Annotated in this window: 15 protein-coding genes; 6 read left to right on the forward strand and 9 right to left on the reverse strand. The window is 70.4% G+C overall.

Annotated features, from left to right (window positions below):
• Nucleotides 1-423: 423 nt before the first annotated feature.
• The 4 genes from pstS to pstB all read left to right on the forward strand — a co-directional run bounded on the left by pstS (nucleotide 424) and on the right by pstB (nucleotide 4,540).
• On the forward strand, nucleotides 424-1,548 hold the full coding sequence (pstS, locus tag C1I97_RS17005) for a phosphate ABC transporter substrate-binding protein PstS (protein ID WP_111004066.1): 1,125 nt from the start codon (nucleotides 424-426) through the stop codon (nucleotides 1,546-1,548).
• Nucleotides 1,549-1,649: 101 nt separating this feature from the next.
• Nucleotides 1,650-2,663 (forward strand): phosphate ABC transporter permease subunit PstC, encoded by a 1,014-nt coding sequence (pstC, locus tag C1I97_RS17010; RefSeq protein ID WP_111004067.1) that lies wholly within the window; start codon nucleotides 1,650-1,652, stop codon nucleotides 2,661-2,663.
• Nucleotides 2,660-3,721 carry a phosphate ABC transporter permease PstA gene (pstA, locus tag C1I97_RS17015; RefSeq protein ID WP_111004068.1) on the forward strand — a complete coding sequence of 354 codons (1,062 nt, stop codon included), beginning with the start codon at nucleotides 2,660-2,662 and terminating at the stop codon, nucleotides 3,719-3,721. Before pstC ends, pstA begins: the two co-directional genes overlap by 4 nt.
• 42 nt (nucleotides 3,722-3,763) lie before the next feature.
• Nucleotides 3,764-4,540, forward strand: coding sequence for a phosphate ABC transporter ATP-binding protein PstB (pstB, locus tag C1I97_RS17020; protein ID WP_111004069.1), 777 nt, complete (start codon nucleotides 3,764-3,766; stop codon nucleotides 4,538-4,540).
• A gap of 114 nt (nucleotides 4,541-4,654) precedes the next feature.
• On the opposite strand, the gene C1I97_RS17025 is transcribed toward pstB, so the two are convergent.
• Genes C1I97_RS17025 through C1I97_RS17035 form a run of 3 tightly spaced genes read right to left on the reverse strand, consistent with a single transcriptional unit; the run spans nucleotide 4,655 to nucleotide 6,513 of the window.
• Complete coding sequence (locus C1I97_RS17025) at nucleotides 4,655-4,855, reverse strand: DUF5988 family protein (RefSeq protein ID WP_111004070.1); 201 nt, start codon at nucleotides 4,853-4,855, stop codon at nucleotides 4,655-4,657.
• 31 nt (nucleotides 4,856-4,886) lie between these two features.
• Nucleotides 4,887-5,885, reverse strand: coding sequence for an inorganic phosphate transporter (locus C1I97_RS17030; protein ID WP_111004071.1), 999 nt, complete (start codon nucleotides 5,883-5,885; stop codon nucleotides 4,887-4,889).
• A 7-nt stretch (nucleotides 5,886-5,892) separates the two neighbouring features.
• Nucleotides 5,893-6,513, reverse strand: a complete 621-nt coding sequence (locus C1I97_RS17035; RefSeq protein ID WP_111004072.1) for a DUF47 domain-containing protein — start codon at nucleotides 6,511-6,513, stop codon at nucleotides 5,893-5,895.
• 217 nt (nucleotides 6,514-6,730) lie between these two features.
• Between C1I97_RS17035 and C1I97_RS17040 the strand changes: the two genes are divergently transcribed.
• Nucleotides 6,731-7,090, forward strand: a complete 360-nt coding sequence (locus C1I97_RS17040) for a metal-sensitive transcriptional regulator (RefSeq protein WP_111004073.1) — start codon at nucleotides 6,731-6,733, stop codon at nucleotides 7,088-7,090.
• 9 nt (nucleotides 7,091-7,099) lie between these two features.
• Here the strand turns inward: C1I97_RS17040 and C1I97_RS39935 are convergent, their stop codons facing one another.
• Together C1I97_RS39935 and C1I97_RS17045 are read right to left on the reverse strand one after the other, a co-directional pair.
• Entirely contained in the window at nucleotides 7,100-7,264 is a 165-nt protein-coding gene (locus C1I97_RS39935) for a hypothetical protein (RefSeq protein WP_181446761.1), read from the reverse strand.
• A gap of 140 nt (nucleotides 7,265-7,404) precedes the next feature.
• On the reverse strand, nucleotides 7,405-8,280 hold the full coding sequence (locus tag C1I97_RS17045) for a hypothetical protein (RefSeq protein ID WP_111004074.1): 876 nt from the start codon (nucleotides 8,278-8,280) through the stop codon (nucleotides 7,405-7,407).
• Between the two features lie 141 nt (nucleotides 8,281-8,421).
• Here C1I97_RS17045 and C1I97_RS17050 point away from each other — a divergent pair, with 141 nt between their 5' ends.
• Nucleotides 8,422-8,610 (forward strand): hypothetical protein, encoded by a 189-nt coding sequence (locus tag C1I97_RS17050; protein ID WP_146608229.1) that lies wholly within the window; start codon nucleotides 8,422-8,424, stop codon nucleotides 8,608-8,610.
• Here C1I97_RS17050 and C1I97_RS17055 read toward each other — a convergent pair.
• The 4 genes from C1I97_RS17055 to mshD form a co-directional block, all read right to left on the reverse strand.
• Nucleotides 8,607-9,056 (reverse strand): NUDIX hydrolase, encoded by a 450-nt coding sequence (locus C1I97_RS17055; RefSeq protein WP_258382601.1) that lies wholly within the window; start codon nucleotides 9,054-9,056, stop codon nucleotides 8,607-8,609. The genes C1I97_RS17050 and C1I97_RS17055 overlap by 4 nt on opposite strands.
• Before the next feature lie 17 nt (nucleotides 9,057-9,073).
• Entirely contained in the window at nucleotides 9,074-10,150 is a 1,077-nt protein-coding gene (locus C1I97_RS17060) for a CHAD domain-containing protein (RefSeq protein WP_441349122.1), read from the reverse strand.
• A complete protein-coding gene (locus C1I97_RS17065) occupies nucleotides 10,131-12,533 on the reverse strand; it encodes an RNA degradosome polyphosphate kinase (RefSeq protein ID WP_111004076.1) in 2,403 nt (800 codons plus the stop codon). Before C1I97_RS17065 ends, C1I97_RS17060 begins: the two co-directional genes overlap by 20 nt.
• Before the next feature lie 145 nt (nucleotides 12,534-12,678).
• The gene (gene mshD, locus C1I97_RS17070) at nucleotides 12,679-13,605 is read right to left on the reverse strand and encodes a mycothiol synthase (RefSeq protein ID WP_111004077.1); all 927 of its coding nucleotides are present in this window, start codon (nucleotides 13,603-13,605) and stop codon (nucleotides 12,679-12,681) included.
• Nucleotides 13,606-13,720 lie beyond the last annotated feature (115 nt).

Below are 13,720 nucleotides of genomic sequence, written 5' to 3' on the forward strand. Positions count from 1 at the left end.
ATCTGGCGGCGTAGGCGTGTGAACCCGGGCTGCGGCCCGGGGTACGCGGGTGTGCTTGCCCGCGCTTGGGGGATACGGCTGTGCCCACCCCACCCGTGCCACCCGTGCCGTCCGGGGGCACCCCCTGCTCCAAGAGCTCGGGGGAGGCACGGCTGCCCGCAGCCACGGCGGCACGGCTGCCCGCAGTCATGGTGCAGTCATGGCGGGGATGTCGGAACCTCCACGTGTTCTCCCCGTGAGCATTCCGTGACCTCACCGCGCTTTCGGCAGGGGTTCACCCTTCGTTCACTTACGGCCATCAGCGGCTTCACTTGTTCTGCCTAATTTCGGCCTTACCCGGTGCTGATGCGCATCCCGACGCATCGGCGTCGCCCACACTTCGCACGCCGCCGATCAGGACGGCGGCTCCTGGAAGGAACTCAAGTGAAGCTTCAGCGCAAGAACCGGCGGGCACTCGCTCTCGGCGCTCTCGCCGTCTCCGGCGCCCTGGCCCTCACGGCGTGCGGCTCCGACGACACCGGCGGCAAGAACAACGCCGGCGGCGGCAGCACCACCGCCTCCAACAGCTCCGTGAAGTGCGACGACGCCAAGGGCCAGCTGCTCGCGGACGGCTCCTCGGCGCAGAAGAACGCGATCGACGCCTGGGTGAAGCAGTTCAGCCAGGCCTGCGGCGTGCAGATCAACTACAAGGGCGGCGGCTCCGGCGCCGGTATCACGGCGTTCACCCAGGGACAGGTCGCCTTCGCCGGTTCCGACTCCCCGCTGAAGCCCGAGGAGGTCACCGCCTCCAAGAAGGTCTGCACCGATGGCCAGGGCATCGACCTGCCGATGGTCGGCGGCCCGATCGCGGTCGGCTACAACGTCCCCGGAGTCGACAACCTGGTCCTGGACGCCCCGACCCTGGCCAAGATCTTCGACAGCAAGATCAAGAACTGGGACGACCCGGCGATCAAGAAGCTCAACCCCGACGCCAAGCTGTCCAACCTCAAGATCCAGGCCTTCCACCGCTCGGACGAGTCCGGCACCACCGACAACTTCACCAAGTACCTGAAGGCCGCCGCCCCCCAGGAGTGGAAGTACGAGGGCGGCAAGGCCTGGCAGGCCCAGGGCGGCCAGGCCGCTCCGCAGTCCTCCGGCCTGGCCCAGCAGGTGAAGCAGACCAACGGCGCCATCGGCTACTTCGAGCTGTCGTACGCCAAGGACATGTCCACGGTCGCCATCGACACGGGCGCCTCCGCCCCGGTCAAGGCCACCGTCGAGAACGCCTCCAAGGCCATCGCGGACGCCAAGATCGTCGGCACCGGCAAGGACCTGTCGTTGGAGCTGAACTACAAGACCAAGGCCGAGGGCGCCTACCCGATGGTCCTGGTCACGTACGAGATCGTCTGCGACAAGGGCAACAAGAGCGACACCCTGCCGGCCACCAAGGCGTTCCTGAACTACATCGCCAGCGAGGACGGCCAGAAGCTGCTCGCCCAGAACGACTACGCCCCGATGCCCGACGAGATCATCAGCAAGGTCCGCACCACCATCGAGGGCCTGAGCTGATCCCCGTGCGGCCTGGTCCCCCGCGGGGGCCGGGCCGCACGTCCGGTGCACCGCCGCCAGGAGCCGTACGACGCGTACTGCTCCGCAGACCGGAGAACTCGATGGACATATCCACACACAAGACACGTACGGGCGTTCCCGCGCCCACCCAGCAGCCGACCGCGTCCCAGCGGAAGCACGCCGCCCGCGGCGCCACCCGCCCCGGGGACCGGATCTTCCTCGGTCTCTCCCGGGGGTCCGGCATCCTGCTGCTGGCGATCATGGCCGCGATCGCGGTCTTCCTCGCCTACCGCGCGTCCCTGGCCATCAGCAAGGACCACGGCAACTTCCTGACCACCTTCGAGTGGAACACCAACCAGCAGCAGCCGGTCTTCGGCATCGCCGTGCTGGCCTTCGGCACGGTGGTCTCCTCGGTCATCGCCATGGTCATCGCGGTCCCCGTCGCGGTAGCCATCGCGCTCTTCCTCACGCACTACGCGCCGCGCCGGCTGAGCGGTCCCATCGCCTATGTGATCGACCTGCTCGCCGCCGTGCCGTCCATCGTGTACGGCCTGTGGGGCGCGCTGATCCTCGTTCCGCACATGAACGGCCTGTTCGGCTGGCTCAACGACTACCTCGGCTGGACCGGCGTCTTCTCCTGGGAGGGCGGCGCCCCCCGTTCGATGCTCACCGTCGGCATCCTGCTGGCGATCATGATCCTGCCGATCATCACCAACGTCAGCCGTGAGGTCTTCCGCCAGGTCCCGCGCATGCACGAGGAGGCGGCCCTGGCCCTGGGCGCCACGCGCTGGGAGGTCATCCGCATGTCGGTGCTGCCCTTCGGCCGCTCCGGTGTGATCTCCGCCTCGATGCTCGGTCTGGGCCGCGCGCTCGGCGAGACGATGGCCGTCGCCACCGTGCTCTCCCCGAGCTTCCTCATCAAGGCCAGCCTGCTCGACCCGGGCGGCGGCACCTTCGCCCAGAACATCGCCAGCAAGTTCAGCGAGGCGTCGGAGTACGGCCGTGACGCGCTGATCGCCTCCGGTCTGGTCCTGTTCGTCATCACCCTGCTGGTCAACGGCGCGGCCCGCATGATCATCGCCCGCCGCAAGGAGTACTCGGGGGCCAACGCATGAGCACCGCAGCCATCGCCGACAAGCGTCCGAGCAGCCTGCGTGGCGCCAGTCTGCCCAGGTGGTCCCCGTACGCCATCGCCCTCGGGTCGCTCGTCCTGGCGGTCCTCATCGGCACGCTCGGCGGCCTCCACAGCCGTGTCCAGTGGGGGCTGATCGCGGCGGTCCTGTTCCTCCTCGGCACCTACGGCGTCTCCGCGCGCGTCGAGGGCCGCCGCCAGGCCAAGGACCGGATCGCCACCAGCCTCGTCTGGGTCGCCTTCCTGCTCGCCGTGGTGCCGCTGGTCTCCCTGGTCTGGACGACCGTGCAGCGCGGCGTGAAGGTCCTGGACGTCTACTTCCTGACCCACTCGATGGGCGTGGTCGCCGACACCGAGCCGGGCGGCGGCATCTACCACGCCATCATCGGCAGCCTGGAGCAGGTCGGCCTCGCCACCCTGATCGGCGCGCCGATCGGTGTGCTCACCGCGATCTACCTGGTGGAGTACGGGCGCGGCAGGCTGGCCCGGGCCGTCACCTTCTTCGTCGACGTGATGACCGGCATCCCGTCGATCGTCGCGGGCCTGTTCATCCTCAGCCTGATGCTGATCTTCAAGATGCAGCCCTTCGGCTTCGCCGGTTCGCTGGCCCTGGCCATCCTGATGATGCCGGTCGTGGTCCGCTCCACGGAGGAGATGCTCAAGCTCGTACCGAACGAGCTGCGCGAGGCGTCCCTCGCCCTGGGCGTGCCGAAGTGGCGGACGATCCTGAAGGTGGTCCTGCCGACCTCGATCGGCGGCATCACCACCGGCATCGTGCTGTCGGTCGCCCGGATCGCCGGTGAGACCGCCCCCGTGCTGCTGCTGGTGTTCGGCAACCCCTTCATCAACACGAACCCCTTCGAGGGGGCGCAGTCCTCGCTGCCGCTGTACATCTACCAGCAGTACGCGAACAGCGCGGGCTCCGGCGCGGCGTACGACCGTGCGTGGGCGGCCTCGCTCACCCTGATCGCCTTCGTGATGATCCTCAACCTGGGGGCCCGCGGCATCGCCCGCTGGAAGGCACCCAAGACCGGTCGCTGACGCGGCCACCGGCGACCGAAGACTGGAAGTGAAGAAGTAGTCATGGCCAAGCGAATCGACGTGAGCGGGCTCACCGCCTACTACGGCGCCCACAAGGCGATCGAGGACATCTCGATGACGGTCGAGCCGCGCTCGGTGACGGCGTTCATCGGCCCCTCCGGCTGCGGCAAGTCGACGTTCCTGCGCACGCTCAACCGCATGCACGAGGTCACCCCGGGCGGCCGGGTCGAGGGCAAGGTGCTGCTGGACTCCGAGGACCTGTACGGCGCCGGGGTGGACCCGGTGGCCGTGCGCCGCGAGGTGGGGATGGTCTTCCAGCGGCCGAACCCGTTCCCCACCATGTCGATCTTCGACAACGTGGCGGCGGGCCTGCGGCTGAACGGCAACTACAGGAAGAGCGAGCTCGCCGACGTCGTCGAGAAGTCGCTCAGGGGCGCCAACCTCTGGAACGAGGTCAAGGACCGGCTGAACAAGCCGGGCGCCGGTCTGTCCGGCGGTCAGCAGCAGCGGCTGTGCATCGCCCGCGCCATCGCGGTCGAGCCGAAGGTGCTGCTCATGGACGAGCCCTGCTCCGCCCTGGACCCGATCTCGACCCTCGCCATCGAGGACCTGATGGGCAAGCTGAAGGAGCAGTTCACGATCGTCATCGTGACGCACAACATGCAGCAGGCGGCGCGCGTCTCGGACCGTACGGCGTTCTTCAACCTGGCCGGGGTGGGTCAGCCGGGCCGGCTGATCGAGATCGACGACACCGAGCGGATCTTCTCCAACCCGTCCGTGCAGGCGACCGAGGACTACATCTCGGGCCGCTTCGGCTGATCCACGGCTGAGGTCCGGACTCCTCGCGGTGCTGCATGGCGGTGCCACCGCGAGGACGCAGAAGGGCCCGCCCCCGGTTTCCGGGGGCGGGCCCGCGTGTTTCCCGGGTGGGGTTCACTCGGCGACTTCGGTGCGCTCCCACCACCGGTAGACGGTGACCTGTCCCTCCTTGCTGTCCTCGTGGCGTGAGGTGACCTTGTAGTGCTCGTAACCCCCGAGGTGCGGGATCTTCAGTTCCTGGCCCGGAGGGACCACCGGCACGACGGTGCCCGCGAGATCCTCCGGTCCGCCTTCGAGGAGTGCCTTGCCAGTCATACTTCCAGTGTCGCCACACCGGGCCCGGCGGCTACAGGAACAACAGGTGGATCAGCCAGAAGGCGCAGGCGGCCACGAGCGCCGCGGCCGGCATGGTGATGAACCAGCCGAGCACGATGTTCTTCGCCACGCCCCAGCGGACCGCGTTCACCCGCTTCGTCGCGCCCACGCCCATGATCGCGGAAGTGATGACGTGGGTGGTGGAGATCGGCGCCTTGAAGAGGTAGGCCGTGGCGAACATGATCGACGCACCGGTCGTCTCGGCGGCGAAGCCCTGCGGCGGGTCCAGTTCGATGATCTTGCGGCCCAGGGTGCGCATGATGCGCCAGCCGCCCGCGTAGGTGCCCAGCGACAGCATGAGCGCGGAGACCAGCTTCACCCACACCGGGATCGGGTCGCCGTACGTCTCGACGCCGCCGATGACCAGCGCCATCACCACCACGCCCATGGTCTTCTGGGCGTCCTGCAGACCGTGCCCGAGCGCCATGCCGGCCGCGGACACCGTCTGCGCTATGCGGAAGCCGCGCTTGGCCTTGTGCGGGTTGGCCCGGCGGAAGATCCACATGATCGCCGTCATCACCAGGTAGCCGACGATCAGGCCGATCACCGGCGACAGGAACATCGGGGTGACGATCTTGTCCAGCACGCCGGACCAGTACACCGTCGTACCGCCCGCGAGGGCCGCGCCGACCATGCCGCCGAACAGGGCGTGCGAGGAGGACGAGGGCAGGCCGAAGTACCAGGTGATCAGGTTCCAGACGATGGCCCCGAGCAGGGCCGAGAAGAGGATGCCCATCCCCTTGCCGCCCGTGGGCGTCTGGATCAGGCCCTCACTGACGGTCTTGGCGACCCCGCTGCCCAGGAAGGCGCCGAGGAGGTTCATCACCGCGGCCATCGCCAGGGCGGCCCGCGGGGTGAGCGCGCGGGTCGACACCGATGTCGCGATGGCGTTGGCCGAGTCGTGGAAGCCGTTGGTGTAGGCGAAGCCGAGGGCGACCAGAATGGTCAGTATCAGAGCGAGGGTGTCCATGGACGCCTCAGGACTCCTTGACCGCGATGGTCTCCACCGTGTTCGCCACGTGCTCGAAGGCGTCCGCCGCCTCTTCCAGTACGTCCACGATCTGCTTGAGCTTGAGCACCTCGATCGCGTCGTACTTGCCGTTGAACAGGTGTGCGAGGAGCTTGCGGTGGATCTGGTCCGCCTGGTTCTCCAGGCGGTTCACCTCGATCCAGTACTCGGTGAGGTTCTCCATGGTCCGCAGGTGCGGCATGGCCTCGGCCGTCAGCTCCGCCGCTCTGGACAGGACCTCGATCTGCTGCTCGACGCCCTTGGGCAGTTCCTCGACGTTGTAGAGGACGACCAGGTCGACGGCCTCCTCCATGAAGTCCATGATGTCGTCGAGGGAGGAGGCGAGGGCGTAGATGTCCTCGCGGTCGAAGGGCGTGATGAAGGAGGAGTTCAACTGATGGAAGATCGCGTGCGTGGCGTCGTCACCTGCGTGTTCCGCGGCCCGCATACGCTCTGCGATCTCGGCCCGGGCGGAGTTGTCCGCCCCGAGCAGTTCCATCAGGAGTTTCGAGCCCGTGACGATGTTGTCCGCGGACGCGGCGAACATGTCGTAGAAGCTCGTCTCCCTGGGGGTCAGACGAAAGCGCACGTGGGGTCCTCGGGATGCTTCGGTTTCGGTCAGGGTGATGCTAAGGGCACCATCCGGTCACGGCTAAGGGGCCGTCCCCAGTGTCGCCCATGAGGCACGCTGCTCCACACGGGGGCATGTGCCGAGGATCCTGCTACCCCGTGAAATTCGTTACGATATACCCGGCAGGGGTATGTCTCTGCGCTTCTGTTCCGTACGGTCCGAAGGGGAGGACGCGATGACGACCACCGAGGCCGGCGCGACGGCGCCCTCCGGAGGCAGCGGGCTCGAGGAGAGCGGCGGGCACGAGACCGTCACGCACGGTTACCACAAGCAGAAGGACGAGCACGTCAAGCGGCTGCGCCGGATCGAGGGCCAGATCCGCGGGCTGCAGCGGATGGTCGACGAGGACGTCTACTGCATCGACATACTCACCCAGGTGTCCGCCTCCACCAAGGCCCTGCAGTCCTTCGCCCTGCAGCTGCTGGAGGAGCACCTGCGGCACTGCGTCGCCGACGCGGCCCGCAAGGGCGGCTCGGAGATCGACGCGAAGGTGGAGGAGGCCACGAAGGCGATCGGGCGGCTGCTGCGTACGTGAGGCTCGCCCTCAGGTGCCGGTGTCGCGCTCCTCGGCCACCCGCAGCACCTCGTCGATGCTTTCCAGACTGAGCCGTTCCTGGGCCGCCGAGGCCGCGATGATCAGGTCTCCGCACAGATCTATCTCGGCGAGGGCCACGTGGTCCTGAACCGCCCTGCCGCGAACCGGAGCCACGTGCATCACCTCTTCTCCGCCATTGCCGGTCTGCCGTTGCCGACTTCCTAGGGTAGGGAGCGGCCCACGCGCCGCGCATGGCACGGAAGGGCTAGTCCGCCAGTCGTTCCCGGCCGTTTTACGGCCGTTTTACGGCCGTTTCACGGCTGCTTCTCGGCGATCCGGCCGGTGTAGATGTCCTGCGCCCGCGGCAGCGTCACGGTCACCGGTGTCCCGAAGGCGTACAGCAGCGTGGTCGAGCGGACGGCCACGGCGCGGCCCCGCTGCCCGTTGACGAAGGCGAAGCGCTGCCGGAGCTTCCGGATGCGCCCCTGGTCGTCGAGGTAGACGTCGAACGGAACCGTGGCCGTGGCGAACCCTTTCGACGCCGCCTTCAGCGCCGCCCGGACCGCCGCCCCGTCGGCCGCCGGGGCGCTCTTCGCCGCCAGGGCCAGGTCGGCGGTGCCCCGGTAGTGCCGTACCGCGACCCCGGCGACCTCGGTCCTGCCGACGAACGCCGCCGTGCGCGTGCCGCGCAGCACCTCGGCGGCGGCGTACGGGTCGGTGGCGCCGCCGGTGACCAGGTTGCCGTCGACGAGCGTGGCCGTGTCGATCCGCACCCACTTGTCGGCGGGCACGCCCGCTCCCCGGTTCTTCATGAACAGGGCGCCGGGCGCGAGGAGTTCGGTGATCGGCACGTGTTCGGCGGCCCCGGTCGGGTCCTGCGGCAGCACCAGCGTCAGCCGCCCGAGCTGCCCGCGGAAGTCGTAGGCCCCCTCGCCGCGGATCGTCACGCGGGTCCCGCCGGCGGCCATCTCCATCGACGTGCGGGCCTGCGCACTGCCCGCCTCCAGCAGCGCGTCCGGCGCCCGGCGCAGGACCCGCACCGGATCGGCGGGGGCGTGCGCGTCCTCGGCGGCGGCGTGGCCGCCGGAGCATCCCGTGGCGCACGCGCAGACCAGGAGCCCCGCCGCGAGGGCCGCGCCACCCGTCCTCGCTCGCGCAGGGGCGCCTTCCCGCCGCTGCCGCTCCGTCATCGCCTGCCTACCCCCAGCCGCTCCGTCCGTCACGGGCCTTCGTCGTCCGGTTAACGACGAGTAGGTGGCCCCGTCACGCGCCCACGGGAGCGACAGGTGGACGTAACGTGCCGTTCACCTGACGTGGGTACGTTCGTCGTCGTGGCGCACTATGAGGGGCTCGCCCCCACCCTGGAGGCCCGCCGGGACGACCCGGCGCACGGCGCGACGACCGTCGAACAGGGCCGCTTCTGCCTGGCCCGCTGCACCTGCGGCTGGCGCGGCCCCGCCCGCAGGGCCCGCAGCCTGGCCCGTACGGACGCGGAGAAGCACGCGCACGGCACGCTCTAGGCGGGACGGGCGGCCCCGGGCAGCTCGTCGATCAGTTCGCGGTCGCCGGCCCGGGTCAGCCGGGCGCGGGCCGCGGCCGGGGGGAGCCACAGGACGCGGTCCACTTCCTCGTTGGGCGTGAAGCGGCCCGCGGTGGCCTCGGCGGCCCAGTAGCGCACTTGTTTGGGCCGGCCGTCCGCCATGTACGTCGCCGTGCTCAGTTCGGCGCCGGGGACGGCGCTGTAGCCCGTCTCCTCCGCCACCTCGCGCAGGGCGCCCGCGAGCGGGTCCTCGCCGGGGGCGAGTTTGCCCTTGGGGTGCGACCAGTCGTCGTACTTCGGCCGGTGCACCAGGCAGATCTCGAGGGCGCCGGCCGACGGTGAACGGCGCCACAGCACGCAGCCGGCCGCCAGGACGGGGGTGACGGGCGTGCCGGGTGTGTCGGGCGTGTCGTTCAGGGAAGTCAAGGGTTCCTCACCGCCTGTCAGTTGGCGCCGACGGCCTGCTTCTGCCACGACTGCTGGAAGGCGAACCTGGCCGCCTCCACCTCGTGCCGCTGGTCGGCGTGGAGCACGCCGAGCGCGTACGCCGTCGCCGGGGCGATGCGCGGAGTGCGGGCCGCCGCGGCCGCTGCCGCCGCCGCCTCCGAGGCGTCGCGGTGCCGGTCGAGGGCCTGGCCGGCGGCGAGCAGGCGGACGTCCACGGGCACGTCGGAACCGTGGACGACCTCACGGGCGTAGCGGTGCAGGCGCAGCAGCAGGCGGACCTGGTGCCAGGGGGCGTCCTGCGGGTGCGGGGACGGGTCCGGGGACAGACCGTGGACCAGGGCCTCCGCGTTGTACGGGCTGCCGGCGGTGACGAGGGGGAGCGCGGCGACGGCGTCCTTCAGGCGCTCCTCGGCGGCGGTGGCCAGGGGGGTCAGGTCCGCGGTGACGGCGGCGGGAACGAGGGGGACGTCGCTGGCGAGTACGGCGACCTTGTCCGCGACGGCGTGGAAGCGGCTCGACCCCAGTGCCTGGAGGGCTGTGGAGTGGGCCCGGGTGCGGGCGAGGGACAGCTGACGGTCGAGCAGGGCGCCTGCTTTGGCCGCGCCCACGGTGAGGTTGTCGCGGTCCGTGCCACGGCTGCCCGCGGCTTGGGGCGACAGCCTGTGCAGAGCGAGCAACAGCCGTTCCAGACGGGCCTGGTAGGCGTGCTCGCGGGCCAGGGTGCCGGACAGCCAGGCCAGCTCCGGGCGCAGCTCCTCCGACCAGGTCTCCTCCAGCAGGGGGCGGAAGGTGTGCAGGCTGCCGCTGATGCGGCGGGCCGAGCGGCGCAGGGCGTACGCCGCGTCGTCGGACTCCCGGGTGCCGTTCCCCGCGCCGCCGCCGCTCTCGCGGTGCAGGCGCAGCGCGCGGAGGAACTCCGTGGCCTGGGCGCGCAGATAGCGTGCCAGGGCCTCGGCGGGGACGGCCCCGGCCGTAGGGCTCGCGAAACCCGTGGGGCTTGTGGAGTCCATCGGATCCACGGGGTCCGTCGGGTCCACGGGGTCCGTCGGGTGGTCAGGGTGTCGCTGTGCCACGCCGGCGCCTCCGGGCGTCTATGAGCATCTCCTGGATGTTGCGCAGGGGCTGTCCGTCCACGTCGGTCGCGTGCCGGGTCCAGTCGCCGTCCGGGCCCAGGTGCCAGGAGGCGGTGGTGTCGGACATGCCGGTCTCCAGCAGCCGGTTGAGGGCTGCCCGGTGGGCCGGGTCGGTGACCCGGACCAGGGCCTCGATACGGCGGTCGAGGTTGCGGTGCATCATGTCGGCGCTGCCGATCCACACCTCGGGCTCGCCGCCGTTGCCGAAGACGAAGACGCGGGAGTGTTCGAGGAAGCGGCCGAGGATCGAGCGGACGCGGATGTTCTCCGACAGGCCGGGCACGCCGGGGCGCAGGGCGCAGATGCCGCGCACCCACACGTCGACCGGCACCCCCGCCCGGGACGCGCCGTAGAGGGCGTCGACGACCGCCTCGTCGACCATCGAGTTGACCTTGACGCGGATGAAGGCGGGACGCCCGGCGCGGTGGTGCTGGGCCTCCTTGTTGATCCGTGAGACCAGGCCGTCCCGCAGGGACTTGGGGGCGACGAGCAGCCGCCGGTAGGTCTCGCGGCGGGAGTAGCCGGAGAGGCGGTTGAAGAGGTCGGAGAGGTCGGCGCCGACCTGCGGGTCGGAGGTGAGCAGGCCGAGGTCCTCGTACAGGCGGGCCGTCTTCGGGTTGTAGTTGCCGGTGCCGACGTGGCTGTAGCGCCGTATCGTGTCGTCGCTCTCCTGGCGCACCACCAGGGACAGCTTGCAGTGGGTCTTCAGGCCGACCAGGCCGTAGACGACGTGGCAGCCGGCCTCCTCCAGTTTGCGCGCCCACTTGATGTTGGCGTGCTCGTCGAAGCGGGCCTTGATCTCGACCAGGACGAGGACCTGCTTGCCGGACTCGGCGGCGTCGATGAGCGCGTCGACGATGGGGGAGTCGCCCGAAGTCCGGTACAGGGTCTGCTTGATGGCGAGGACGTCCGGGTCGGCGGCGGCCTGCTCCAGGAAAGCCTGGACGGAGGTGGAGAAGGAGTCGTAGGGGTGGTGCAGCAGCACGTCCCGGCTGCGCAGGGCCGCGAATATGTCGGGAGGTGTGGCGGACTCCACCTCCGCCAGGTCCCGGTGGGTGCCGGCGACGAACTTCGGGTACTTCAGCTCGGGCCGGTCCAGGCTGTGGATGCGGAACAGGCCGGTGAGGTCGAGCGGGCCGGGCAGCGGGTACACCTCGGCCTCGGAGACCTTCAGCTCGCGTACGAGCAGGTCGAGCACATCACGATCGATGGACTCCTCGACCTCCAGGCGCACCGGCGGCCCGAAGCGGCGCCGCATGAGCTCCTTCTCCAGGGCCTGGAGCAGGTTCTCGGCGTCGTCCTCCTCGACCTCCAGGTCCTCGTTGCGGGTGAGCCGGAAGGTGTGGTGCTCCAGGACCTCCATGCCCGGGAACAGCTCCTCCAGGTGGGCGGCGATGACGTCCTCCAGGGGGACGTAGCGGCCCGGGGAGCTCTCCAGGAAGCGGTTCAGCAGCGGCGGCACCTTGACGCGGGCGAAGTGGCGGTGGCCGGTGACCGGGTTGCGTACGACGACGGCCAGGTTCAGGGACAGGCCGGAGATGTACGGGAACGGGTGCGCGGGGTCGACGGCCAGCGGGGTCAGCACGGGGAAGATGCGGTGCCGGAAGAGCGTGAACAGGCGGGCCTGCTCCTTCTCCGTGAGCTCGCCCCAGCGGACCAGGTGGATACCCTCCTCCGCGAGGGCGGGGGCGACGTCCTCGTGGTAGCAGGCGGCGTGCCGGGCCATGAGCTCGCGCGAACGTGCCCAGATCATCTCCAGCACCTCGCGCGGCTGCAGCCCGGAGGCGGACCGGGTGGCGACTCCGGTGGCGATACGGCGCTTGAGGCCGGCGACCCGGACCATGAAGAACTCGTCCAGGTTGCTGGCGAAGATCGCGAGGAAGTTCGCCCGCTCCAGCAGGGGCGTGTCCGGGTCCTCGGCGAGTTCCAGGACGCGCTCGTTGAAGGCGAGCCAGCTGCGCTCCCGGTCCAGGAAGCGGCCCTGCGGCAACTGTTCGCCCTCGGTCGGCGACTCCACGTAGCCGTCGAGGTCGGCGTCGATGTCCGGTGCCAGGTCGGAGACCGGGCCCGCCACGGTGTGCGGGCGGTGCGCGGCGATGGAGCCCACGGAGGGTTGCGGGTTCTGCAGGGGGCTGTGCCCCGCCAGGCCCCCCGTGAGGGCCGCGGAGGACGGGTGGTGTGGCTGCGCTGCCGGGGCGTCTGGCTGGCTCATGAACCCATTCTTCCGCGCACGGCGCGGAACAGGCGCGTCGGAAAGCACGGGCGGGAGCACGGCGGCGCACCTCTTGGGGGGCGGCGCGGGCTCGGGCACGGCGGGCTTCATTGGCCGAGCGTCGCAAGCCTGTCTGAATCAGCGGTTACGGAGACATGACGTGCGGGACACCGGGGAACGGCTTGCGGGGATCACCGGCGCCCGTCGGAGGGCGGGTCGCCGGAGATCAGGTGGCTGGAGAGCAGGTCGTTGGAGATCAGGTCTCCGTGCGGTACATGAGGTCGGTCTCGTACGTCGTGAAGCCCAGCCGCTCGTAGACCGACACGGCGGCCTTGTTGTCGGCGTCGACGTAGAGCATCGCGGCCGGCAGGCCCTCGGCGGCCAGGTGCCGCAGGCCGATCAGGGTGAGGGCCTTGCCGAGGCCGCCGCCCTGGGCGCCGGGGCGGACCCCGAGGACGTACACCTCGCCCAGCCGCTCCTCCCGGTGGACCTTGGTCCAGTGGAAGCCGATCAACCGGCCGTCGCTCTGCCGCTCGGCGAGGAAGAACCCCCGCGGGTCGAACCACGGTTCGGCCTTGCGGTCGTCGAGGTCCCGCTGGGTGAGGGAGCCCTGCTCGGGATGGTGGGCGAACGCCTCGGCGTTCACGGCGAGCCAGGCGGCGTCGTCCTGCCCGGGCACGAAGGCCCGTACCCTCACCCCCTCGGGCAGCACCGGCTCGGGCAGCTCGAAGCCCGTCAACGGCCGCCGCATCTGCCGCAGTTCGCGGAACAGGGTCAGCCCAAGGCCCTGCGCGAGATGCCGGGCGGCGGAGTGCCCGCCGTGCGCCCACACCCGCAGCCGCCTGCCGGAGGCGGCGAGCAGCGCCGCACCCAGTGCCCGCCCGTGCCCGTGCCCGCGGTGCGCCGGATGCACCACCAGCTCGGCGGCCGGCGCCTCCACCGGGTCGGCGTCCTCCAACTGCGCGTACCCGGCCAGCTCCCCGTCGACGCTCAGCAGCAGATGGGACACCCCCGGCCGGGCACCCCCGCGCAACTGCAACCGCCCCTGCTCGGACACCGCCTGCTGCCCGTCCTCCCGGGCAGCCGCCGCCAGCAGACCGAGCACGGCTTCGGCCTCGTCCGGCGAGAGTTCGGAACGGGTCTCGAGGGAGCGGGTGATCGGTGCGGGGTCGTCGCTGGTCATGGGATGAGACTAACTTGCCCGCACTGCCACGTCCGGGCCGCTCACCCAGGCTCGGCAGTCCCGGCAGCGGCCGGGTTCCGGGGCTCGGAAGGCCCGCTCGCAGCCGTCGCAGGTC

The sequence above is a fragment of the Streptomyces sp. NTH33 genome (assembly GCF_003236365.1).
Taxonomy (GTDB): Bacteria; Actinomycetota; Actinomycetes; order Streptomycetales; family Streptomycetaceae; genus Streptomyces.

Coding starts and splice junctions, on each gene's coding strand:
- pstA (WP_111004068.1), top strand. CDS start 2,660: ATGAGCACCGCAGCCATCGCCGACAAGCGTCCGAGCAGCCTGCGTGGC.
- pstC (WP_111004067.1), top strand. CDS start 1,650: ATGGACATATCCACACACAAGACACGTACGGGCGTTCCCGCGCCCACC.
- C1I97_RS17040 (WP_111004073.1), top strand. CDS start 6,731: ATGACGACCACCGAGGCCGGCGCGACGGCGCCCTCCGGAGGCAGCGGG.
- C1I97_RS17025 (WP_111004070.1), bottom strand. CDS start 4,855: ATGACTGGCAAGGCACTCCTCGAAGGCGGACCGGAGGATCTCGCGGGC.
- C1I97_RS17045 (WP_111004074.1), bottom strand. CDS start 8,280: ATGACGGAGCGGCAGCGGCGGGAAGGCGCCCCTGCGCGAGCGAGGACG.
- pstB (WP_111004069.1), top strand. CDS start 3,764: ATGGCCAAGCGAATCGACGTGAGCGGGCTCACCGCCTACTACGGCGCC.
- mshD (WP_111004077.1), bottom strand. CDS start 13,605: ATGACCAGCGACGACCCCGCACCGATCACCCGCTCCCTCGAGACCCGT.
- C1I97_RS17030 (WP_111004071.1), bottom strand. CDS start 5,885: ATGGACACCCTCGCTCTGATACTGACCATTCTGGTCGCCCTCGGCTTC.
- C1I97_RS17065 (WP_111004076.1), bottom strand. CDS start 12,533: ATGAAGCCCGCCGTGCCCGAGCCCGCGCCGCCCCCCAAGAGGTGCGCC.